Source organism: Haloarcula sp. K1 (genome assembly GCF_001647155.1).
Lineage (GTDB): Archaea > Halobacteriota > Halobacteria > Halobacteriales > Haloarculaceae > Haloarcula > Haloarcula hispanica.
In genome coordinates this window covers 126,426-147,936 of record NZ_LRHL01000001.1, presented here as the reverse complement: position 1 = coordinate 147,936, position 21,511 = coordinate 126,426, and the positions used below count along the sequence as shown (strand labels likewise).

At 65.4% G+C, this 21,511-nt stretch carries 25 protein-coding genes; 10 read left to right on the top strand and 15 right to left on the bottom strand.

The window, feature by feature from the left end; translation table 11 throughout:
• Positions 1-369: 369 nt before the first annotated feature.
• Entirely contained in the window at positions 370-786 is a 417-nt protein-coding gene (locus tag AV929_RS00780) for a hypothetical protein (protein WP_064287106.1), read from the top strand.
• A gap of 33 nt (positions 787-819) precedes the next feature.
• On the opposite strand, the gene AV929_RS00775 is transcribed toward AV929_RS00780, so the two are convergent.
• Together AV929_RS00775 and AV929_RS00770 are read right to left on the bottom strand one after the other, a co-directional pair.
• Complete coding sequence (locus AV929_RS00775) at positions 820-1,923, bottom strand: tRNA (guanine(26)-N(2))-dimethyltransferase (RefSeq protein ID WP_064287105.1); 1,104 nt, start codon at positions 1,921-1,923, stop codon at positions 820-822.
• Positions 1,924-1,971: 48 nt separating this feature from the next.
• On the bottom strand, positions 1,972-3,654 hold the full coding sequence (locus tag AV929_RS00770) for a histidine kinase N-terminal 7TM domain-containing protein (protein WP_050037329.1): 1,683 nt from the start codon (positions 3,652-3,654) through the stop codon (positions 1,972-1,974).
• A 133-nt stretch (positions 3,655-3,787) separates the two neighbouring features.
• Here AV929_RS00770 and AV929_RS00765 point away from each other — a divergent pair, with 133 nt between their 5' ends.
• Positions 3,788-4,141: a hypothetical protein gene (locus tag AV929_RS00765; protein ID WP_014039100.1), complete on the top strand. Its 354-nt coding sequence runs from the start codon at positions 3,788-3,790 to the stop codon at positions 4,139-4,141.
• 214 nt (positions 4,142-4,355) lie between these two features.
• On the opposite strand, the gene AV929_RS00760 is transcribed toward AV929_RS00765, so the two are convergent.
• The 3 genes from AV929_RS00760 to hisH are packed head-to-tail and all read right to left on the bottom strand — an operon-like array spanning position 4,356 to position 6,604.
• The gene (locus tag AV929_RS00760; RefSeq protein WP_064287104.1) at positions 4,356-5,090 is read right to left on the bottom strand and encodes an acetoacetate decarboxylase family protein; all 735 of its coding nucleotides are present in this window, start codon (positions 5,088-5,090) and stop codon (positions 4,356-4,358) included.
• A complete protein-coding gene (locus AV929_RS00755) occupies positions 5,087-5,932 on the bottom strand; it encodes an SDR family oxidoreductase (RefSeq protein ID WP_050007195.1) in 846 nt (281 codons plus the stop codon). Before AV929_RS00755 ends, AV929_RS00760 begins: the two co-directional genes overlap by 4 nt.
• 24 nt (positions 5,933-5,956) lie before the next feature.
• The gene (gene hisH, locus AV929_RS00750; protein ID WP_050007196.1) at positions 5,957-6,604 is read right to left on the bottom strand and encodes an imidazole glycerol phosphate synthase subunit HisH; all 648 of its coding nucleotides are present in this window, start codon (positions 6,602-6,604) and stop codon (positions 5,957-5,959) included.
• Between the two features lie 171 nt (positions 6,605-6,775).
• Here hisH and AV929_RS00745 point away from each other — a divergent pair, with 171 nt between their 5' ends.
• Positions 6,776-7,141, top strand: coding sequence for a hypothetical protein (locus AV929_RS00745; protein ID WP_014039103.1), 366 nt, complete (start codon positions 6,776-6,778; stop codon positions 7,139-7,141).
• Between the two features lie 28 nt (positions 7,142-7,169).
• Here the strand turns inward: AV929_RS00745 and AV929_RS00740 are convergent, their stop codons facing one another.
• The 4 genes from AV929_RS00740 to AV929_RS00725 all read right to left on the bottom strand — a co-directional run bounded on the left by AV929_RS00740 (position 7,170) and on the right by AV929_RS00725 (position 9,271).
• Positions 7,170-7,757 (bottom strand): uracil-DNA glycosylase family protein, encoded by a 588-nt coding sequence (locus AV929_RS00740; protein ID WP_064287103.1) that lies wholly within the window; start codon positions 7,755-7,757, stop codon positions 7,170-7,172.
• 112 nt (positions 7,758-7,869) lie between these two features.
• Positions 7,870-8,313, bottom strand: a complete 444-nt coding sequence (locus AV929_RS00735) for a RidA family protein (RefSeq protein WP_080510004.1) — start codon at positions 8,311-8,313, stop codon at positions 7,870-7,872.
• Between the two features lie 224 nt (positions 8,314-8,537).
• A complete protein-coding gene (locus AV929_RS00730) occupies positions 8,538-9,089 on the bottom strand; it encodes a DUF99 family protein (RefSeq protein WP_023843053.1) in 552 nt (183 codons plus the stop codon).
• A complete protein-coding gene (locus AV929_RS00725) occupies positions 9,086-9,271 on the bottom strand; it encodes a DUF5786 family protein (protein ID WP_004515979.1) in 186 nt (61 codons plus the stop codon). Before AV929_RS00725 ends, AV929_RS00730 begins: the two co-directional genes overlap by 4 nt.
• 160 nt (positions 9,272-9,431) lie before the next feature.
• Between AV929_RS00725 and AV929_RS00720 the strand changes: the two genes are divergently transcribed.
• Positions 9,432-10,043 (top strand): MBL fold metallo-hydrolase, encoded by a 612-nt coding sequence (locus tag AV929_RS00720; protein WP_064287102.1) that lies wholly within the window; start codon positions 9,432-9,434, stop codon positions 10,041-10,043.
• A gap of 50 nt (positions 10,044-10,093) precedes the next feature.
• Positions 10,094-10,999, top strand: coding sequence for a hypothetical protein (locus AV929_RS00715; RefSeq protein ID WP_014039108.1), 906 nt, complete (start codon positions 10,094-10,096; stop codon positions 10,997-10,999).
• A 50-nt stretch (positions 11,000-11,049) separates the two neighbouring features.
• Here the strand turns inward: AV929_RS00715 and AV929_RS21125 are convergent, their stop codons facing one another.
• Positions 11,050-11,199 (bottom strand): 50S ribosomal protein L40e, encoded by a 150-nt coding sequence (locus AV929_RS21125; protein ID WP_004960523.1) that lies wholly within the window; start codon positions 11,197-11,199, stop codon positions 11,050-11,052.
• A 126-nt stretch (positions 11,200-11,325) separates the two neighbouring features.
• Between AV929_RS21125 and AV929_RS00710 the strand changes: the two genes are divergently transcribed.
• Positions 11,326-12,399, top strand: a complete 1,074-nt coding sequence (locus AV929_RS00710) for a hypothetical protein (protein WP_064287101.1) — start codon at positions 11,326-11,328, stop codon at positions 12,397-12,399.
• Between the two features lie 169 nt (positions 12,400-12,568).
• Here the strand turns inward: AV929_RS00710 and AV929_RS00705 are convergent, their stop codons facing one another.
• Positions 12,569-13,084, bottom strand: a complete 516-nt coding sequence (locus AV929_RS00705; RefSeq protein WP_064287100.1) for a DUF367 family protein — start codon at positions 13,082-13,084, stop codon at positions 12,569-12,571.
• 87 nt (positions 13,085-13,171) lie between these two features.
• Here AV929_RS00705 and AV929_RS00700 point away from each other — a divergent pair, with 87 nt between their 5' ends.
• Both AV929_RS00700 and AV929_RS00695 read left to right on the top strand, forming a co-directional pair.
• A complete protein-coding gene (locus AV929_RS00700) occupies positions 13,172-14,887 on the top strand; it encodes a peroxiredoxin (protein ID WP_064287099.1) in 1,716 nt (571 codons plus the stop codon).
• Complete coding sequence (locus AV929_RS00695) at positions 14,884-15,261, top strand: nuclear transport factor 2 family protein (RefSeq protein WP_014039112.1); 378 nt, start codon at positions 14,884-14,886, stop codon at positions 15,259-15,261. Before AV929_RS00700 ends, AV929_RS00695 begins: the two co-directional genes overlap by 4 nt.
• A 27-nt stretch (positions 15,262-15,288) precedes the next feature.
• On the opposite strand, the gene AV929_RS00690 is transcribed toward AV929_RS00695, so the two are convergent.
• The 3 genes from AV929_RS00690 to AV929_RS00680 all read right to left on the bottom strand — a co-directional run bounded on the left by AV929_RS00690 (position 15,289) and on the right by AV929_RS00680 (position 18,022).
• Positions 15,289-15,999: a class I SAM-dependent methyltransferase gene (locus tag AV929_RS00690; protein WP_050037336.1), complete on the bottom strand. Its 711-nt coding sequence runs from the start codon at positions 15,997-15,999 to the stop codon at positions 15,289-15,291.
• A gap of 111 nt (positions 16,000-16,110) precedes the next feature.
• Positions 16,111-17,493: a serine--tRNA ligase gene (gene serS / locus AV929_RS00685; protein WP_064287098.1), complete on the bottom strand. Its 1,383-nt coding sequence runs from the start codon at positions 17,491-17,493 to the stop codon at positions 16,111-16,113.
• Between the two features lie 85 nt (positions 17,494-17,578).
• Positions 17,579-18,022 (bottom strand): universal stress protein, encoded by a 444-nt coding sequence (locus AV929_RS00680; RefSeq protein ID WP_014039115.1) that lies wholly within the window; start codon positions 18,020-18,022, stop codon positions 17,579-17,581.
• A gap of 107 nt (positions 18,023-18,129) precedes the next feature.
• Here AV929_RS00680 and AV929_RS00675 point away from each other — a divergent pair, with 107 nt between their 5' ends.
• Together AV929_RS00675 and AV929_RS00670 are read left to right on the top strand one after the other, a co-directional pair.
• Positions 18,130-19,038, top strand: coding sequence for an MBL fold metallo-hydrolase (locus AV929_RS00675; RefSeq protein WP_064287097.1), 909 nt, complete (start codon positions 18,130-18,132; stop codon positions 19,036-19,038).
• A gap of 110 nt (positions 19,039-19,148) precedes the next feature.
• The gene (locus tag AV929_RS00670; RefSeq protein ID WP_014039117.1) at positions 19,149-21,053 is read left to right on the top strand and encodes a cation:proton antiporter; all 1,905 of its coding nucleotides are present in this window, start codon (positions 19,149-19,151) and stop codon (positions 21,051-21,053) included.
• Here the strand turns inward: AV929_RS00670 and AV929_RS00665 are convergent.
• Positions 21,050-21,502 (bottom strand): PaaI family thioesterase, encoded by a 453-nt coding sequence (locus AV929_RS00665; protein ID WP_050037338.1) that lies wholly within the window; start codon positions 21,500-21,502, stop codon positions 21,050-21,052. The genes AV929_RS00670 and AV929_RS00665 overlap by 4 nt on opposite strands.
• Between the last annotated feature and the right edge of the window lie 9 nt (positions 21,503-21,511).

Genomic DNA, 21,511 nt, shown 5'->3' with positions numbered 1-21,511 from the left:
AAACCGCCGTGCCTCACTCTTCAATCCTTATCTGAACACTACGGTGGCCAGCGGGTGTAGTTGTTTCAGGAGACGTGACTGGTCCAGTCCAGAAATACCGGCCTGCTCGTTTCAGTCCCACAGAGACAGCACTGACAAACCGGCCGCGGGTGGGACTGAAAGGGGCGAGACGCTGGGCGTTCGAGAGGAAGCAAGCACTGGAGCGAATGAAATGAGCGAAGCGCGCAGCGAGTCGCAGGAGCCCAGCGTCTCGGGGCTTTCTGGCTCTTTGCGGCTGTCGCCAGTGAAACAATGCCGACTCTACCGCTACAGACTCGAACAGCTAGCCGCCCTCACAGGGTTTATACAGCGCCGCTGCAACGACCGGATATGGATACGGAAGCGGCCATCCGGCACGGGACGATGCAGGTGACCGTCCTGTTGCTCGTCGCGGCCGCACTGGCTATCGGTTTCGGCGTCGCCGGCGTCGGCGCGTCCCTGCCGATTGTCGTGGGCCTGCTGGTACTGACGGCTGTTCTATTCGCCGCCCGACCGGACGAGGACCGATTCGGTCCCGTCGCCGGTGTCGACATGGACGGCATCGTCCAGTCGCTGTGGCTCGCGCCGCTCGTCACGGCCCTACCGCTGCTCGTCCGCCTGTCGGCCACACCCGGCGAGGTGCAGGCCATCGGCGGACTGCTCGGTCTCGCGGGGATGGCGAACTACTTCCTGCGGCCGGTGTATCTGCTGGGCTACGATCTCGTCTCCGCGGTTCGAGAGAGCGTTGGCCGGGCGAACGGTCGGTAGTACGAGTCGAGACGGAACTGAATTCCCGCCCTGCTACTCCGCCGTCGCCTCGCGGATTTCGACCACGTCGGCGTCCGTCTTGAACGTCGTGCCGCCGTAGTGCGTTCGGGAGGCCTCGTAGCCGGCATCGCGGAGTTTCTCGATGAACTCGTCCATGGCTTCCGCGCCGCGCCCCCAGCGCTTGCAGAGGCGGTGCTGGTCGTAGTGGGTCGGCGTGTCGATCTCCTCGCTGAGCGTCGCCAGCAGTTCTCTCGCTTCGTCGGCGGTGCCCATCTCCTCGGTCACCTGTTCGGACACGGCGTCGGCGAACGCCGGTTCGCAGGTCCGACCGAGCCAGATGGGGCCGGCCGTCTGGAGGTGCTTGTCACAGACCGGACAGTCCTCGGGCGGGTCGGCGATGAGGCCGTAGTCGTGGTCGCGCCAGAGGCAGTGCTGGCAGTGGTGGACGTAGCCGAGTTCGTCGATGCAGTCGTTGGCGACCTTCGCGCCGTGGTCGAACTCCAGGTAGGTCCGGGCGTAGTGTTTCGTCGCGTGGCTGAGAATCGGCCTGGCGGCGATGTCGTAGCGGGCGGCCGTCCGGACCATCGCCGACAGGAGGACGCGCATCCCCATCTCGGCGTGGAACTCGGTGTTGCGCGGGACCGCGCCGTAGGACCGAACGCCGCTCTCGAAGTGTGCGCCACACAGCGGGGCGGTGTCGGTGGCCGTCACACAGAGGAGGTGTTTGGTGCCCTGTACCGCCGCGTCGGCGAAGGGAATCGGCGTGCCGAAGGGGTCGACGTCGACCACGTCGAACGCCTCCGAGTGCATGAGCACGTTCGCGTCCGACCGACGGACCGAGGCGGCAAGGTCGTTGCGTTCGAGATTCTGCTCGCACAGCGCCGTCGCGTCGTCGTCGATGTCACACAGCGTCGTCTCCCAGTCGTTGGCCGCCGCGCGGACGCCCCGGATGCCGCTCGCGGCGGTGGCGTCCAGGTACGTCGACACGCGGGGGGTTCGCTCTCGGTAGGCCCGCAGCGCCGCCACGGTGATGTCGCGGTTCAGCTCCTGGACGGGGTTGAAGAACACGTCCGCGCCCTTCCCCGCATCAGGCTGTTCCGGCACCGTGACCGTCACCCGGCCCTCACTGACGCGCATACTCCCCGGTCCGTGCGTGCGCCGTTAAGTCGTTCGAAGGCTCTCCGCTCACGCCGCTTCGGCGGCCGTCCGTTCCTGTGGCAGCCGAACGGTCACCGTCGTTCCGTCGCTCGTGTCGAAGTTGAGGTCCCCCTCAAGCGTCGTGGTCGTCCAGCGGACGAGCCAGAGGCCGATGCCGCTGCCGTGGTTCAGGTCCGTTTCGCGGCCCCGCTCCAGCACGCCGAGTTCGTGTTCTGGAACGCCAGGGCCGTTGTCGCTGACGGTCAGCACGACATCGTCGCCATCGACCTTCGCACCGACGGTGACGACGGCGTCCGGAACGTGCTGGAGAGCGTTCTCGACGAGATTGGTAAGCAGGATTTCCAGCAGGGCGGGCTGGGTCGTCAGCCGGAGGTCGTCGAGTATCTCAACCGTGACCGAGCCACCGTATTCCTCGCGGGCAGACTCGACGACTCCGGTGGCGAGGTCGGCAAGTGCGACGGATTCCAGGCCCGCGTCGCCAGCACCCGCTTCGGCGAGCGTTCGAGCCTTCTGGCCGGAGTCGACTAAACGACTGACCGACCGCTCGATGGTCGCCGCGTGGTCGGACTGCTCGCCGTCGAGTTCTCCCGCCAGCAACTCCGCCCGGGCCTGGATGACGACGCTCTCGTTGCGGACGTTGTGTCTGAGAAAGCGGTTGAGCACTTCGAGGCGGCGCTCGCGGCGGATCTCGTCTGTGATGTCCTGAAAGACGACTGTGTATCCCAGTTGCGTCCCCGCCTCGTCCCGGAGCGCCGTCTGCCGGACCTTGAACTCCCGGTGTCGACCACCGGCCTCGATGGACGCCCGCGAACTCCCGCCGTCTGTCGCGATGTCGTCACCCGCTAGAAAGCTGTTCAGTGGCTCTGTCAGGCCTTCGCGCTTATCCACGCCCAGCATCCGCTCGGCGGCGGGGTTGAGGTTCACGACCCGTCCCTGTTCGTCGACGATGGCGACCGGCGTGGCGATGTCGTGGATGGCCGCCCGCTCGCCGGCCCGCCGGGTCGCCGGGTGGAACTCGAACATATCGCTCCGGACGAACGCGTACAGGTCAAGGGCGATGTGGGGCAGGAACAGGAGCGTCGTCAGATTCACCGCCGGAACCGGTCCGACGCCGCCGGCCCACAGCAACACCCCGGCGCCGGGCGGTATCGGGCTCAGGCCGACCGCGAGCGCCTCGCGCCGGTACAGCGGGCCGTAGCTGACGACCGTATCGAACACCAGCAGGGTCCCGAAACTGACGAACAGCATCGCGACGATGATCGTGAGCAGCCCCACCGGCAAGACGGCGTAGTCGGCTCCCGCGCTACCGGCGGTCGGCACGACCCGGAATCCCTGCCAGACCACGGTGTGGAGCGGGTTCGTGACGACGAGCGCCGTTCCGGCGAGCGGCAGCACCGCTACGGCCCGGTACCAGCCGCTTTCGAGGACGTTCGTCCGACCGGTGTATCCCAGCGCAAAGGAGAGGAAACAGAAGCCGATCCAGATGATACCCAGCCAGGACACCATCTCCAAGGCAAGGCGCAGTGTCGGGTCGAACACCAGCAGCGCCGCGCCGTAGCTGAAACACCAGCCCGTCTGCGTGACGATGGTCGCGACGAACCACCGCGCGCCCGGCTTGTCCCAGTGCGCCTGGAGCTGGGCCAGCAGATACAGCGACCCGAATCCCGAGGCAAACGAGCCCAGCGCCAGCCACGGGAGGTCGAGGTTCATGCCGGAAGAAACCCGTATTCCGTGTTTATTCTTCCGGGCACAGTACAAGCACTGATAACTCCCTGCTGCGGCTGCGAGCCAGCCGGGACGTGGCTGCTGAAGCCGACGCCGTTTTGTCACCCCTTTCCGTAGCATGGATGTGACCGGAGTCGAGGAGTGGGTGGCCGACCTCGAAGCCGCCGGGGAGCTGACCCCCGACGCAGTGTCGGCTATCGTCGACGTCCACGGCGACCGCGGCCACCAGGCCATCGAGGCTGTCGGCGAGAGCCGCGTCAAGCAGTACCGCGATTTCACCGTCGTCGTGGGCCACGACGACGAGTACATCGTCGAGGACGGCGGCTGTACCTGCGCCGACAGCGAGTACAATCTCGATGCGGACGACCCCGACCAGCTCTGCTGGCACGCCATCGCCGTCCGCGTCGCCGAGGCTATCGACGCCGTCGACGAGCACGATATGTGGTACTCTGAGGTCCGGGAGTTCCTATAGTACCTTTTTACTTCGTCGCCCTTCCTCGCGGCGCGTAGCGCCGCTGCGGGAGGGCTCCTCGCAAAAATCTACGCTAAAAACGACCTTCTCGCTCCCGCTGGTCGCGAGAAGTGAAACCGCGCTCCGTCGGCGCGCGGTATGCTATGCGGTACGGCTTCCTCACCGCTCTGCTACTGCTACCGCTCTGCTCCGTTCCTGCTACCGCACCATTCCGTTACCGCTCCACCGGCCGCCCAGCGCCGTACGTAATCCGCCCTTCCAGCGAGAACCGAAGGACGGACCGGGTACCGAGGTCGAGGGACTGGAGCGTGTCGGCCCGCTCGTGGTTGCCCAGGTCCACGTCGACGCGGTCGCTCAGCGGCGCGGCCCCCAGTTTCCCCTGGAACTCTATCGGCGTCCGTTCGAGCCGCCCCTCCCGAACTGCGTAGCTCTCGACCGTTTCGCGGCGCTTCCAGGCTCGGGGCCAGTCTATGCCGACCGTTGCCACGCGGCTACCGTCCTCGACGACCGTCGTCTCGCGGCGGGTCGCGTCGTCGCGGTGCGTGATGTCGGCGACCGTCTTCGGGTAGCCCCAGATCTCGTCGCCGAGGGCGCAAGCAGGCTCGGTCGTCACCGGGAGCGACCAGATGTAGCTGCCGGCCGCCCGAGTCAGCAGCGGGAGCAGCGGTGGCCGCCAGCCCACTGTAGTCGCTGGAATCATGGCGGCGAACTCGTCATAGGGGGCCATCGCGTCGTCGCCGATACGGTGATACTCGACACAGAGGAGCACGACTGCGGCCTGCCGGGCCGTTACTCGAACCGGTGTCAGTCCATCGGGCAGCAGCGACTCGGCAACGTCGTATCGCGCCGGGAGCACCGCGCCGGCAACCGTCGCCTCGGTGACCAGCGGCAGCGTCACTTCGTGGCCGGTCGAGAGCCGAACCCGGTCGCCGTCGGACAGGTGTATCATAACCACCGCCCCAGAAGCGCGCTCGCTCGACCGAACCCACGGTGTATCGGGTCCTGCAGTCGCGCCGGGAGCCAGTGGGTCCACCGGACGAACGTGGCGAACTTTCCGACGGGGTAGCGGGCCTTCGGCGGGTCGTCGGTCGCTGCGGCGAGTACCGTCGCCGCGACGGCTTCTGGCGTTGTCGCCAGCGGTCCACCGGTGAGGACCCAGCCGTCCTCCAGCGCCTCGTACGTCCGGTTGTAGGTCGGCGTCCGATCTTCGTCGTTCAGGCTTCCCAGCGCGCTGTCGGCGAAGCCGGTGTCTACCCACGCCGGCTCGACGAGCGAGACGTGGACATCGTCCGCGCCGGCGACCTCTATCCGCAGTGCGTCGGACAGCGACTCGACGGCGGCCTTGCCGGCCGAATACGCGCCGAGTCCGGGCGAGGCGGTGTGGCCCAGCACGCTAGAGACAGTGATGATGCGCCCGCCGTGCTCGTGCATCTCGGGGAGCACTGCCTGTACGAGCCGGTGTGGGCCGTGGACCAGCACGTCGAACTGCTTGCGAACGTCGCCGCTGCCAGTGTCCTCGACCGGGCCGGCGACGCCGTAACCGGCGTTGTTCACCAGACAGTCGAGTCGGCCTGTCTCCTCGATGACCTGGTCGACGACGGCTTCGATCTGTGCCTCGTCAGTCACGTCGAGTTCGAGACAGCGACAGCGCTCGCGGATATCCGCAGGGAACTCCGCTCGAATGTCCGTCGCGTAGACGGTCCAGCCGTCGTCGGCGAACGCCCGCGCCGTCGCCGCTCCGATACCCGATGCTGCCCCGGTGAGCAGGACGACAGAATCTCCTGTAGACATACGAACGAATCCCGAGCCCAGAACTCAGTGGTCGAGGCAGTAGTCGACGAAGTTCCGGAGGATGCGCAGCCCCGTCTCGCCCGATTTCTCCGGGTGGAACTGCGTTCCGAAGACGTTGCCGGCGTCGTTGGCGACAATCGAGGCGAAATCGGTCCCGTAGTCCGTCGTCGCCACCGTCGCGTTCTCGTCGTCGGGAATGGCGTAGTAGGAGTGGACGAAGTAGGCGTGTTCGCCGTCGACGCCCTCGACGAGCGGGTGGTCCCGCGTCACGTCGAGTTCGTTCCAGCCCATGTGTGGCACGGTCTGGTCGCGGCTGAACCGGACGTTCTTTCCGGGAATGAGGTCCAGTCCCTCGGCGTCGCCCTGCCCCTCGTGGTCGGCCTCCTCGCTCGTCGTCAGGAGCATCTGCATCCCGAGGCAGATTCCGAACAGGGGCTTGCCGGCCTCGGCCTGTTCGACCAGTGCCTCGCGGAACGGCCCGGCGTTGTCCATCCCTTCGGAGAACGCTCCGACGCCGGGCAGGACGATGCCGTCGGCCGCGTCGAACTCCGCCGGGTCCTCCGAAAGGGAGACCTCTGCGCCGGCGCGTTCGAGCCCGCGCGTGACGCTCCGGAGGTTCCCCAGTCCGTAATCGACGACGACCACGTCCGCGGTCGTCTGTCTGACACTCATACGGGATCGTAGGCGAACAGGGGCTAAGTGACTTCCTGTTCGAACAAATCTTCGGCACGACCACTGTCCGGCGGGAGGTGTCGCTTACAGTCGGACACCCGGACCTGATAAGGATATCAACTATGAAAATAGGCCGGCCCAGTTTTATTGACCTACCGCATACGGCCGTTGATGGTTGATCCTACAGACGTTCTGTACGTCGACGGTAACGTTCTCATCGCTGAGTTTCCCGAAGAGATGGAGATGACAGACGAGACATTCGCGAAAGTCAATGAACGGTTCGAGGAACTCGCCTCACAGCCGGCGGTCGATACGCATATCTCGAACCTCCAGATGGAGGCGTCACTGAACGACGACGTATTCACGCGAGCACAGGAGGCCGCCGAGGCGGGCAAGGAGTTCGGTATCACGGACTGGGTCATCGTCTCCGAGGGAATCAAGAAGATGGCGCTCAAGAGCCGGGTCGGCGAGATTCCTGGTGTCGACATTTCGCTGGTCGACACGAAGGCAGAGGCGATGGACATCGCAGCGAAGTAGCGGTTCCGGGCCGCACTACCCGACTATTTTAAAACTCGCCGAGCCGCGACTGTCCGCTCTGGGCGTCGGTGAACTCCGCGGCAGTCGTTATCGCGGCCTCAAACGTCTCCTTCTGGCTGGGGTCGTACAGCGTCGCCGCCGGGTGGACGGAGACGAGCACGCGGCGTGGCTGGCCGGCGATAGCCACGTCGAACACGTCGCCCGCTTCGCCGGTGACGGCGACGTCACGCTCCAGCAGGTGCTCAGCCGGCACTTTCCCGAGCGTGACGACGACCTCGGGGTCGACGCGGTTGATCTCCGTCTCCAGATAGTCGCGGCAGTTCGCGAGTTCACCCGTTCGCGGGTCGCGGTTGTCCGGCGGGCGACAGCGCACACAGTTGGTGATGCGCACGTCGCCGCGGTCGAGGCCGGCCTCGCGCAACGCCTCGTCGAGCACGTCGCCGCTCCGCCCGACGAACGGCTCGCCCTGTTCGTCCTCGTTCGCGCCGGGGGCCTCCCCGACGAACAGCAGGTCCGCGTCCGCGGGGCCGACGCCGTTGACGATTCGCGAGCGCGAGCGGCAGAGGTCGTCACAGCGCTCACAGCCGACGACGTTGAGGCCGTCCATCTGCTCCATGTCCCGTCGTTTGCGCCGGGGGCTCTCAAACGCAGCGGTCCGCCGTCGGGCTTCCGGTCGGAATCCGGTTCCGCTAGCTTCAGCGAAAACAACTGTCCAGATCTGGCAGCGATTACCGCTTTACACCCGTCGCTTCGATCTGCACCGCCGCGTCGTTCGGCAGGTGTGCCACGCCGACGACAGTCCGTGACGGTCGCTGTCCGTCGAAAAACGCCGCGTACGCTTGCTTGACCGCTGGTAGGTGGTCCATCTCCGTGAGGTACACCGTCGTCCGCATCAGGTCACGCGGTTCGAGACCGGATTCGGCAGCCATGGCACGAATTTGGTCGAGCACGGCGAGCGTCTGTTCCTGAACGTCGCCGCTGCGAGCCGTTTCCGCGTCGGGGAACTGGCCGTCGAAGAACACGAGTTGGCTGTCCTGCTGGCGCGTGCCGTAGACGCTGTGTTCTGTCGGCTGGTCGCCTTCGTACCGGGTCACGCTACTGTTGATGTTCGTTTGCTCGTTCGTTTCTGCGGGCTCTACAGCATTCCTCGTCTGCGTTCTGCTTTCTGCCATTGTATCTCTACAAACACAGTGCCGGACAATCAGACTATGTTTAGCTATTGCTAAATACAACCTACGATAGGATATTGCTACCGCCTATGTCGTTCAAACCTCCATCTCTAACTTAGTAATAGCTAATGAGTCGTTGGGGTATCTGAAGGACGTGAATTCGGGCCGTCCATTGTACCGATGGGCAATACGATACCGCATCCGGTCGGTCGCTCCCGCTGTGTGAGTCACTCCATTTCGACCAGTCCCCGCGCCGCCAGTCGGGCGACACGGAGTGGTTCAGGACGGCCGCCTTCCGGCGTGAACGCGCGGACGACATCCGCGGCGGCGCTGTCGTCGAGGCCGACGCTCCGGACGTACACCGTCTCGTCGTTCACCGACACCGGTCGGCGCTCCGGCTGGGCACGGTAGGTCGCCAGCCGGTCCTGCACGACATCGGAGTCGTCGAAGGCCTCGCGGATGGCCCCTTCGAGTCCCGGCGAGGACTCGAAGGTGACCGAGACGACCGGCAGGTCGGTGTGGTCGTGAATCTGTTCGAGGTCGAGTACGTTGAACCACGCCGGCGCGATGCCCGCCACCAGCAAGTAGCGGACGTCCTCGCGGTCCAGTCTGTCGACCATCGCACACACCGTCTCAGTCGCGTCGCTCCCACCGACTGTGGCAGTACTGAAAACAAAGCCGTCAGCCACTCGACTGGCGCGAACGACGGCACCAGCGAACTGACTGGTTTCAGCCCGATACGACTCCGCCACGCCGAGGGCCCGTGCCCCTGATTTCACGTGTTCTGGTTGTCTTTGATGTCTTCCAGTCTATCGAGTAGTTCGTCGTTCGACGCGGTGAACTCGTACTCGATGTCGCCCTCGTGGGCGTTTTCTTCAGCATCGAGGCCGTCCTCGTCCTCGAAGTCTGTGTCGTACTCCTGATTGTCTTGTTCCGATTCGTCGTAGCTCCCGAACCCCATGGTACGTGTACAACTATGACGTTCTTAGTAAAAAATCACTCGGCGACACTATCGTGTTTGATAACCGATATTTTCTCGGCACTGTGAGTCGAAATACCCTATTCCGGTCGGGTTGCCGGCGGACAGTACACTCAAGCGGGCCGCGCCACAGGCTTGGTGTATGGACGTTCACAACGTCACCGCCGAGGCCGAGACGTTCACCTGCAACGCCTATCTCGCGACCGGCGAGCAGACGACGCTGGTCGATGCCGGCGCGATGCGCGGCGTCGTCGATGTCGTCCGCGAGCACGTCGATGCGCTCGACGCCGTCGTGTTGACCCACCAGCACGGCGACCACGTCCAGCAGCTCGACGCCGTCCTCGACGCCTTCGACGCGCCGTTGTACGCCTACAGCTCCCACCCGCGCCGGGACTACGAACTCGCTGACGGCGACACGCTCACGGTCGGTGACGAGGACTGTGAGGTCGTGTACACGCCGGGCCACGCCGACGACCACGTCTCGCTCGTCTCCGAGTCGTCCCTGTTCTCCGGCGACGTGGTCGTCCACGACGACGGCGCGTTCGAGGGCGGCTCCTTCGGCCGCACCGACCGCCCCGGCCAGTCCCGCGAGCGCCTCATCGAGAGCATCGAGCGCATTCTCGACCGAATGCCGGCAGGCGTCGAACACATGTACTCGGGTCACGGCGGCGTCTTCCACGGTGACGTTCGCGAGGTCGTCGAACGCGCCCTCGACCGGGCGCAACGCCGCGAGCCGAAGTATCCCGACGAGTGACCGCTCGAAACCGGCGCAACGCTCTAGTGATAGGGCCGATATTCGACTCCATGAACCAGCGACTTCTGACGGGGACGGCCCTGGCGCTCTCCGGCGTCGTGCTGGCCGCTATGCAGGCCCTCCATGCGTTCCAGCAAACCCGGATTCCGGTGGCAATTGCAGTCGATGCGCTCCCCTTTGTGGCGATGGGACTGGCGATAGTGTACGCGGGCGTCTGGCTCGTCCGTGACACGACGTTCGAGGGGGCCACGTCCCGGGTGGCCGCGTGGGCCGCCGGCGGGACCGTGGCGTTTGCCGCCATCGCGGCGCTCCTGTTGTTCAGCCAGCGCGTGACCTCCGGGTCACTCGCCCGAGCGTCGTACCTGACGGTGGACCTCGTCACCGTCGGCGCGCTGGCGGGCGTTCTGGTCGGGCTGTACGACGCCCGGAGCCGCAGTCGGCTCCGCGAACTGGCGGCCGAGCGCGACCGTATCGAGGCCTTCGCCGGGAAGGCGGCCGACGTGAACAACTACGGACGCGCCATCGCCAGCGCCCCCAGCGTCGACGGCGTCGCCGCCTTCGTCGTCGAGGCCTTCGGGACGATGACCGGCATGGAGGAGACGGCCGTCATCCGGCTCAAGGACGGCGATGCAGTGGTGCTCGCGAACACGATTCGAACCGTGCCGGTCGACGTTGTCGGCTCGCTCGCACAGGAAGTCCGGACACAGCAACAGGGTGAGATCACTGTTCACGACCGGCCGTTCTCCGTCGACATCCCCGAGTCAGTCACCGACTGCGTGTCGGCGGTGGTTTTGGACGACGAGGGCACGGCGACGGTCGTTCTCTCAGTCACGACGGACGAGACGACTGTCGGGGAAGAAGATCAAAAGCTGCTGGAACTCATCGTCTCACACGCGTCGGTTCGCATGGCGACGCTCGACCGGCAATCAGCGGACAGAGAACCCACTGAGAAGTAGTTGATTGGCGACGAACCGCCACCGGATGCCGGCGGCAACTGACCCGAAAATCAGGCGCTGCGGGTCTCTTTCGCCTTCGGACGCAGGTTGCCGTAGCCGCACTTCCGGCACTGCTGTGCGCGCTGTGGGTTCCGAGCGTTACACCGCATGCAGATCTGCTTGTTGAGGAGTCGGTCGGACGCAGTCTCGAAGCTAGCCATGCGCGCCTCTTTCCGGTGCGCGCGTTTAAGCTTTGAGTTTCGGTACGGGGAGCGGTGACCGTTCGAGCACGGGAATCGGACTCCGGACGTCGCCGGCTTTAGATGCCCGAACGGCGAAGCCAGGGTATGTACAATCAGGTCGCAGACCTGCCAGTTACCGTCGAGAACTGTGCGTTCGAGCGCCGAGAGCGGGCGACCTCCAGCGGATTCGACCGGGTCACCACTGTTGTCCACCTCTCCGGTGCGGGTGAGACCGGAAGCGGCGAGGACGTGACGTACACGGCCGAGGCCCACGACGCGCTGCAGGACAGCGATACGTTGCAGGGTTCGGACTCCCCGCTGGCCGGCGAGTACACCGTCGACTCGTTTTCCGCGGCGCTGGAAGCGGCCGACCTGTGGCCCGCCCCTCCCGACCAGGAGCGCTTTCGCCACTACCGGCGCTGGGGGTTCGAGAGCGCGGCGCTAGACCTGGCGCTGAAACAGGCCGACACGGATCTCGGGACGGTGCTCGACCGGCAGTACGACCCGGTGAACTTCGTCGTCTCGACGCGGCTCTCGAACGCCGACGACGACACGCCGCCGACGGCTGACAGACTGGCGATGCTGTGTGAGCGTTACGGCGACCTTTCGTTCAAACTAGACCCCACGCCGTCCTGGAGCGATGCCCTCGTCGACGCACTGACGGACTACGATGTTCGCGTGTTGGACCTGAAAGGGCTGTACGAGGGGACGGACGTCGACGTAGAGGCTGACCCCGAGTTCTACCGCCGCGTCGTCGCCGGCCTCCCCGACGCGCTGGTTGAGGACCCAGACCTGACCGACGCAACTCGGCCGGTTTTCGACGGCGAAGAAGCGCGCGTCACCTGGGACGTGCCTATCACCGGCGTCGAGAGCATCGAGGCGCTGCCGCTCGAACCGGCGTGGCTCAACATGAAACCGTCCCGTTGCGGGACCGTCGAGTCGGTGCTTGCGACCATCGACTACTGTGAGCAACACGGCATCGACCTGTACGGCGGCGGGCAGTTCGAACTCGGCGTCGGTCGCGACCACATCCAGGCGCTGGCGTCGCTGTGCTATCCTGACGGGCCGAACGACGTCGCGCCCGGCGGCTACAACGACCCCGACCCGGACATGGACCTCCCGACGAGTCCGCTGACCCCACCAGCGGCGCTGAGCGGCATCGGAACGGGCTTTTCGTAAGCACCCTTAGAAGTGAAGGAAAACCTACAATACTGTTCGAATACTAACTAATAGTATGCGGTGCCAAGCCTGCGGAGAACGCATCGACGACGTGTTAGAGGCACATGCGCGGCGGGCCTGTCCACACTGTGATGCGCCGCTCCTCGAAAAGCCAGCAACGCCCCGATGACTACTCCTCGGCGAGGTAGTCGTCCTGTACGTCGATGACGTCGCTCGAATCCTCGCAGTTCGCGTACCGCTCCAGCGGTTCCTCGTTCAGTTCCAGAAAGGTGTGGCCCCAGGAGAACGTCGAGAGGATTCGCTCGGCGTGGTCGCGCTCCCCGAGAATGGCGAGCGCACCGGCGAACGCTTCGACGGTATTTAGCTGGAACGCGGTCCCGTAGTTGACCGGATTGCCGGCGACGAGAAACGGGAGCGAGCGGTGCACCCCTTCGAGGTCGAACGCCTCCCGTTCGGCGGTTTCCCAGGAGCAGTCGAGCGCGACCAGGCGGCTGTGGCGAGCGCCGTCGTCGGCGGTCGGCCGGTCCGCCGGGGACAGCGCCTGCTCGGCGAAGGGGTTGAGCACGATGCCGGGCGGCGTCGACCGCGTCGCGCGGTGGAGTTCGGCCTCGTCCATCCGGGCCAGCTTCCGCGCGCTACATTTGTCGGGGTCGTCGTCACCCTCGTACCGGACGTGCAGTTCCACACGAGCGCTACTACGCTGGCGAATAAAAGCGACTCGTTCGGTGACACTGTGCAAACACTGTTATAGCCGGGCTTGGTTGTACAACGTGTGCTTTCAGAGGGGACGACGGCACCACTGTTCGAACTACCGGCGCTCGTCGATGACGACTGCCAGCGAGTCGGACTAGCCGACTATCTCGGCGAGGATGTGGTCATCCTCGCGTTCTATCCGGCGGATTTCAATCCAGCCTGTGACGAGACGTCCTGTGATCTGGACGAACTCGACCTCTTTACGATGCAGAAGGACGTAACTATCCTCGGTATCGGCCCGGATTCGGTGTACAGCCACCGGGCCTTTGCCGACCGCTACGACCTGAACATCCCGCTGCTGTCCGACACCGACCACGATGTCGCCCGCGAGTACGGGCTCGACTTCGTGGACGACATCGGCCAGCAGCTCATCGAGCGCGCTGTCGTCGTCATCGACCACGACGGCGACGTGCAGTACGCCTGGAGTACCGACGACCTTCAGGAACTCCCCCGTGTCGGGGAGATCAAGGACGCTATCGCCGACACCGGCGGCGACGACACCGCGTTCGCCCGCTACCGCGTCGGCTACGCCCACTACACGGAGGGCCGGCGCGCGTTCACCTCGGCGATGGAGGCCTTCCGCGAGTCGGAGTGGATGGTCGCACAGGGCGACTTCCAGCAGGCACGCGACGAGTTCGCAGACGCCGAAGGCCACTTCGACACCGCGGTCCGGTTCGTCGACGACGAGTCCCTGAAACCGATCTACGAGGACGCAAAGACAAAGGCGAACTCGCTGTGGCAGGCCAGCGACTGGCTCACCCAGGCCGCCCGCGCCTACTCTAGCGGGAACGGAGCCGAGGGCCAGCAACTCCGGGACGACGCGGAGCGCCCGCTCGAAACTGCCCGTGGCTACGAGGAACCGCCCGACCCCGACGATCCGTGGCCACCAGCTCTGGAGACGCTGGAAAAGGAGGAGGACGACGACCGGCCGGCGTTCCTCACACAGGACGAGACCGCTGTGGACACCTCGCTCGACGTGGATATCGACGCGGAAGTCGAACGGACAGACAGCGAACTGTCGGAGACAGCATCGTCGGCTACCGAGTCGGCGCTGGATTCGATGCCATCACCCGAAGCCGCCGATGCGGCCGACGAAATGCGAGACGCAGCCGACGGACCGGCGGCAGAACCAGCTGAGGAGACGACACCAGCGGGGACAGCTGACCAGTCGACGAATCCGCCGCCTTCGACCGACGAACCGACTGCACCCGTAGACCAACCGTCAGCGTCGGAATCTGCGGCAACGTCGGCCGACGACGCGCCGCCGGAGTCAGTGTCGGTACCCGACGGAGAGGGTGATATATCGGACGTCGATGACGCCGATATCGAGGAGATACAGGCCGAACTGGCCGCCAGCGAAGCCGAGACCGAGCCGACGGACCCGCTGGAAGAGACTCCAACCGCGATGGTCGAAGAGCCGCCCGACACGGTCGGCAGCGCGGCCGACGAATCCTCGGCACAGGACGCACCGGACGACGACGCCTCGACACAGGACGCACCGGACGGCGAGCAGTCGACTGCCGACGCGTCGCCTGATGCCGCCACCGACTCCGAGACGGCGACTGACGACGCAGTCGAACTAGATCTGGCCGACCCGACGCCCGTCGACGAGGACAACACCGGAGAAGCAGTCGAATCCGAGCTAGATGACGGTTCGGGACCGGAAACAGACGGCGAGCCATCTGACACGGAGAGCGATAGAGACACCCCTGAGGAACCCGAATCAGGCCCGTGACGCGACCCGATCTCCGTCAGCGTACACGGGCCTACTACGACGCCATCGACGGCGACGACTACGACCAGTTGGCCTCGCTGCTCGCCCCGTCGTTCGTCCACGACCGCCCCGATCAGACTATCGAAGGCCGGGACCGGTTCGTACAGTTCATGCGTGAAGAGCGGCCCCAGACAGACACCACGCATCCGCTGGACGGCCTCTACTGTCGCCCGGACAGCGTAGCGGAGCCGGCCGACGGCGACGACACGGCGACGGCGGAAGTCGTCGCCCGCGGCCGCCTGCTCGATACCGACGGCGAGTGCATCGTCGGTTTCGTCGACGTGTTCACGTTCGCCGGGGACGATATCGAGCGCATCGAGACGTACACGCGCTGAGGCTTGACTGCTTTCGGATTTGCTGTGTCACTGTCCCGGCAGCGACAGCCGGACGCCGTAAGCCGACCCGTCGGTTTCGGTCCCGACGAACGTGTCCAGGGACCACGGTGTCTCCCGAACCGCGGCGCGGAACTGCGACGGCGTTACCAGCAGCAGGTCGGTCCACGGGCCGGCCAGCCTGTCGTACTCGATGCGGAAGGTGCGGTAGGCGACACCGGGCTGGGCGAGGTGGGCTGCGCCAGTCTCCGGGTCTGCCCGGTCGAGCGTGTCCACGTCGGCGACGAGACGGCCACCGGGCCGTGTCACCGCCGCCAGTTCGCTGAGCGTCGCCCGGAGGTCGGCCAGCGAACTGCCGAGGCCGAGTTGTTTGCCCAGGGCAACGACAGTATCGAACCCATTGCCCGGCGGCCGCCGGAGGTCGCCGACCACTGCATCCGTGACGCCGCGCTCGCTGGCGACCGCGACAGCCCCCGGACTCCGGTCGACCGCCAGCACGCTGTGGCCGCGCTCCTGCAGCGCGAGCGCGTGCCGGCCGACGCCACAGCCGGCGTCGAGGACCCGTCCAGTAACGTCCGAGAGCAGACGCTGTTCGATGGGATGCCACTCGGACGGCGGCTCGAAGTAGCCCGCAAGATGCGCCTCGGTCAAATCGCCGTCGTCGCGGCGATAGCGGGGCCGCTCGGCGAGGTCGTCGCGGTGGAAGTCCAGTACCATCTGCCCGAAAGCGTCGTCCGGCATACTTCGGCGGTGCTGACGAACGAATGTAATAGTGCATTAAAATATGGTGTCGTGTAACGCACCGCATACGGGAAAGCGGGACACCGGCCGAGCGCAACGGACCGCGGCGGCCTACTCTTTCTCGCCGGCTCCGACGGCGCTCTCGCCGATTTTCTCGGAGCCCTCGATAACTTCCTGGCCGCCCATGTACGGGCGGAGGGGTTCGGGAACGGTAATGGTGCCGTCGTCGTTCTGGTAGTACTCCATGATGGCGACGAGGACACGCGGGACTGCCAGACCAGAGCCATTCAGCGTGTGGAGGTAGTCGGCGGATTCGTGCCGTTCGGGACGGTAGCGAAGGCCGGCGCGGCGCGCCTGGAAGTCCTCGAAGTTCGACACCGAGGAGACTTCGAGCCAGCGGCCGCCGCGGTCGGGGCCGTCCGCCATGTCGTCGCCGGGGGCCCACACCTCGATGTCGTACTTCTTGGCCTGTGTAAAGCCCATGTCGCCGGTGCACATGTCAAGCACGCGGTAGGGAAGTTCGAGACGGTCCAGTACCTCGGCGGCCTCGTCCAGTAGGCTCTCCAGTCGGTCGTAGCTGTTCTCCGGCCGGACGAAGTTGACGAGTTCGACCTTGTGGAACTGGTGGACGCGGACGTAGCCTCGCGTTTCTGTCCCGTGTTCGCCGGCCTCGCGGCGGAAGTTCGGCGAGAACGCCTGGTGTTTGACCGGCAGGTCGTCGTCCAGCAGGATCTCGTCGCGGTACATGTTGGTGACCGGCACCTCCGCCGTCGGCAGGAGCCACAGGTCGTCGCTGTCGTAGTCGTCGTCCTGGCGCGCGCCGACGCGGTAGGCGTCCTCGTCGAACTTCGGAAGCTGGCCGGTCCCTTCCATCGAATCGGAGTTGACGGGAATCGGCGGAAGCACGTCGACGTACTCCTGTTCGCGGTGGACGTCCAGCATGAACTGGATGAGGGCGTGTTCCAGACGTGCCCCCTCGCCCTTGACGAACTGGTAGCCGCCGCCGGACACCTTCGCGCCGCGCTCGAAGTCGAGCAGGTCGAGGTCCTCGCCGAGGTCGTAGTGAGGAATTACTTCGTCGGGCAGGTCCCGGAGGTCGTCGAACCCCTCGCGGTAGCGCTCGACGTTATCGGCCTCGCCCTCCCCGGTCGGGACCGACTCGTGGGGGACGTTCGGCAGTTCCAGCAGGGCTTTTTCCAACCGGGACTCCAGTTCGTCGGCGCGCTCCTCGACCTCCTGCAGTTCGTCTTTGAGTTCCTGCGAGCGGTCGATGGCCTCCTGTGCCTCCTCGTCTTTGCCGTCCTGTTTCAGCTGGCCAATCTTGCTCGACACTTCGTTGCGTTCTTGCCGGAGGCCGTCGCCTTCGGCCTTCAGTTCCCGCCACTCCTCGTCGATTTCGAGGATTTCGTCGAGGTCGACGCCCGTGACGCCCTTCCGCTCGATAGCGTCACGGACCGTCTCGGGGTGCTCCCGGACGAACTGTCTCGATAACATGGACGACGGTTCTCGGCGGCAGAAATTAGGCGTGTCGGTCCCGCGGTGGGGCTGCCCCCGACTGTCGACTTGTGCGTCTCCTCCGTTACGTTTCGCCGCCGACCTTGACCGCCAGTACCGGCACCGGCGAGGCCCGAACGACCGACTCGGTGACGCTGCCGATGAGTTCCTTGGACGGCCCGGTCCGCCCCTCCGTCGCCATCACGACGACGTCGATGTCGTTGCGCTCGACGTAGTCTACGACTTCCTCGTGGGGGACGCCCTGTTCGACCGCTGTGGTCACGGTGTCGATGCCGGCGTCTTCGGCCTGCGCGCGCAGGTCGTCGACGGCCTGCTGGCCGGCGTCAGCGAGGCGGTCGAAGATGCTGCTGTCCTCGAAATCGGGAATCTGTTCGACTACCTGTTCGGTTTCGAGGACGTGCAGCGCGTGCAGACTCGCATCGTGGCGCTGTGCGAGGTCGATAGCGTGTTCGGCCGCAGTTACGGACCCCTCGGAGCCGTCGGTCGGAACGAGTACGGCGTCGTACATACAGTGGTGTTTCTGATTCCGGGTAAATGGCTTTGCCCTTCTTGACCATCGGTTGTCAGGACGGCCACAGCACAACGGTTTTGCCCCCGCCGGTCACGAGGAAGTGTATGGGAATCGGTGACGTTTACGAGGTGACGGTCGGGGACTGCACAGACGTCCACTACGTCGACACCGGGATGTACGACGTAGCCGAGTACGGCTCCGTTTACATCATCGACGCCGAGCGGCCGGCGCTGGTCGACACCGGCATCGGCGCGCGCCACGAGAACATCCTTTCAGCGATGGAGTCAGTCGGTATCGCGCCCGAGGACCTCGAAGTCATCGCGACGACCCACGTCCATCTGGACCACGCCGGCGGGGCCGGCTACCTCGTCGAGGACTGTCCGAACGCGACGGTGTACGTCCACGAGTCCGGGAAGCGACACCTCGTCGACCCCCAGCGGCTCTGGGAGGGGACCAAACATGCCGTCGGCGACCAGATCGAGTTCTACGGCAAGCCGATCCCAGTCGCCGAGGACCGAATCGAGACGCTAACCGACGGCGACGTGATCGACCTGGGCGATCACTCGCTGGACGTCATGCACGCGCCGGGCCATGCCCCACACCAGGTCGTCTTCTACGACCCCGTCGTCGACGGTGTGTTCACCGCCGACGCCGCCGGTATCTACACGCCGGCGACCGACGAGATGCACGTCACGACGCCGCCGGTCAACTTCACGCTGGAGGGGGCCCTCGACGACGTGACGATGCTACAGGACCTCGACCCGGACATCCTCATGTTCGGCCACTACGGCCCGGCCGAAACCGGCGACAAACTGGAGACCTACGCCGAGATCCTGCCCGAGTGGGTTGCCGAAGTCGAGCGCAAGCGCGAGGAACTCGGCGACGACGAGGCTGTCATCGATTACTTCCTCAAGCGGGCCGACACCGACCTCTGGGGCGAGCGGAAGGGTCGCGCCGAGATGCGCTTGAACGTCCGGGGCGTGCTCGTGGCCCTCGACAACCGCGAAGAATAGCCAGCGTCACAGAGGCCTGACACTGCGGTCCCAATGGAGCCCCCGTGTGCCGGTGAGTGAATGCGTTTATACGAGGGCGATGCGTTAGGCTGGACAGATGGAGGCCAACTGTGGCTGGTAGTTCGGGGCTACTGATTCCGCTTGTCGCCGGCATCATCGGACTTGGCGTCCTTGCACAGGTCCTCGCCGCGCGCCTGCGGGTGCCCAGTATCATCTTCTATTTACTGGTCGGTGTCATCATCGGCCAGCCCGGACTGGGCATCATCGGTGACGGCACCTTCGGCGGGGCGCTGTCCGCCATCGTCGGCTTAGCGGTCGCAATCATCGTCTTCGAGGGGGCCTACCACCTCCGGTTCGACCGTCTGCGTGAAGCCCCGGCTGCGACGTTCAGACTCGTTACCGTCGGTGCGGCTATCGCACTGGTGGGTACCGCTATCGCCGTCAAGTTCGCGTTCAACTCCGCGGCCGTCTCCTGGAACCTCGCGTTCCTGATCGGTGCGCTGCTGGTCGCAACCGGGCCGACGGTCATCACGCCGATCCTCAACGTCGTTCCGGTTCGGGACCGCGTCGCGGCCGCGCTGGAGACGGAGGGGATCGTCAACGACGTGACCGCGGCGATCATCGCCGTCGTCATCTTCGAGACGGTCAATCCGGCGGCGTCGAGCGAGGGGCTGTTGCGGGCGTTCGCGCTTCGATTGGGGACGGGGCTACTCGTTGGTCTCCTCGTCGCTGGCGTAGTGTACTACCTCCTCCAGTACGTCGACCTCTCGCCCGGTGACGCGCCGCGGAACTCCCGACTGCTCGTGCTCGCCGGGGCGCTCATCGCCTACGCGGGTGCGAACACGATAGCGACCGAGGCCGGCGTCGCCGCCGCCGCGACGGCAGGGATGGCGCTCGGGAACGTCGACCACCCCTACGAGGAAGACATCGAGGAGTTCAAAGGCGACATCACGCTGCTGGTGCTGTCGTTCGTGTTCATCGCGCTGGCGGCCCAGTTGGAGCTCGCGTCACTCATCGACGTCGGACTGTCTGGCATTATCGTCGTTCTCGCCGTCGCGCTGGTCATCCGGCCGTTGCTGGTGTTCGTCTCGGCCGTCGGTGACCGGTTTACGACCAACGAGAAACTGTTCGTCAGCTTCGTCGGCCCGCGCGGTATTATTCCGGCATCTGTCGCCACGCTGTTTGCCGTTGAACTGAACGCCGCGGCCGAGGAGGTCACCGGGGCACAGGCCGAACTACTGGGGACGCAGGCGGATATCTTGCTGGGCACCGTCTTCCTTGTCATCTTTGCGACCGCCCTGTTTGAGGGCGGACTGGCGCGATTCATCGCGGAAAAACTGGATGTGATACCAATGCGAGTCATCATCGTCGGCGGCGGACAGGTGGGCCGAGCGCTCGCCGCACGCCTCGAAGACCGGGGCGAGAACGTCGTCATCATCGAGCAGGAAGAAGAGAGCGTCGAACGAGCCCGCAACGAGGGGTACGCCGTCGAGATCGGCGATGGAACCGACACCGATATGTTGCGGTCGGCCGGTGCGGACAACGCCAAGACCGTCGTCGCGGCGACCGGCGACGACGACGCGAACCTGCTGGTGTCACAGCTTGCGAGTTCGAAGTTCGGCGTCGACCGGGTCATCGCCCGCGCGAACAACCCGGACAACGTCGAGGCCTTCGAGGACCTCGGCGTTCGGACCATCTCCTCGGCGATGGCGACGGCCTGGGCCATCGACAACCAGATCGAGCGCCCGGCCATCGCCCACTGGATGACCGACATCGGTCGCAGCGGGGATGTCCAGGAAGTCGAAGTCAAGAACCCGGACCTCATCGGCAAGCCGATCAGTGAGGTCGGGCCGATGCTGCCCGACGCCTGTCTGGTCGCGCTCGTCAGCGGCGAGCTCCACGAGAATGCCGAAGTACCCACGGCCGACTACGTCCTCGAAGAGGGCGACATGGTGACGCTGCTGGGCCGTCGGGAGTCCGTCCGCGACGGGATGAAAATGGTCAGTGGCGACTAGTCGTCGGTAAGCCGTGTAACGTCTGACTCGTCGACGCCTTCTGTCCACGGCGACTCGCCGCGGTCGCCGTCCGTCTTGTACGTGCCGCGAGCGCTCGCGATGTGATGGCCATCAGTGTCGTACACTTCTGCGTCGACGACGGAGACGCTCCCGCCGCTCCGGATCACCTCCGCCTCAGTCCGCAAATCGGCGGTTGCGGGCGCGAGGTAATCGATCCGCATGTCGACCGTCGGCGAGACGGTGCCGGATTGCGAGACGACGGCCGCCCCGCCGACGGTATCGACGAGCGAGTACGTGACGCCGCCGTGTGCGATTATCGATTCGGGGTTCGAGGAGTGACCGTCCTCCAACGGGAGTTCGCCTGCCGCATAGCCGTCCTCGACGGCAGTTATTTCCATCCCTAACTGCTTGACAAACGGGATGTCGTTGAACATCGATTGGAGACTCATGGCTACCTC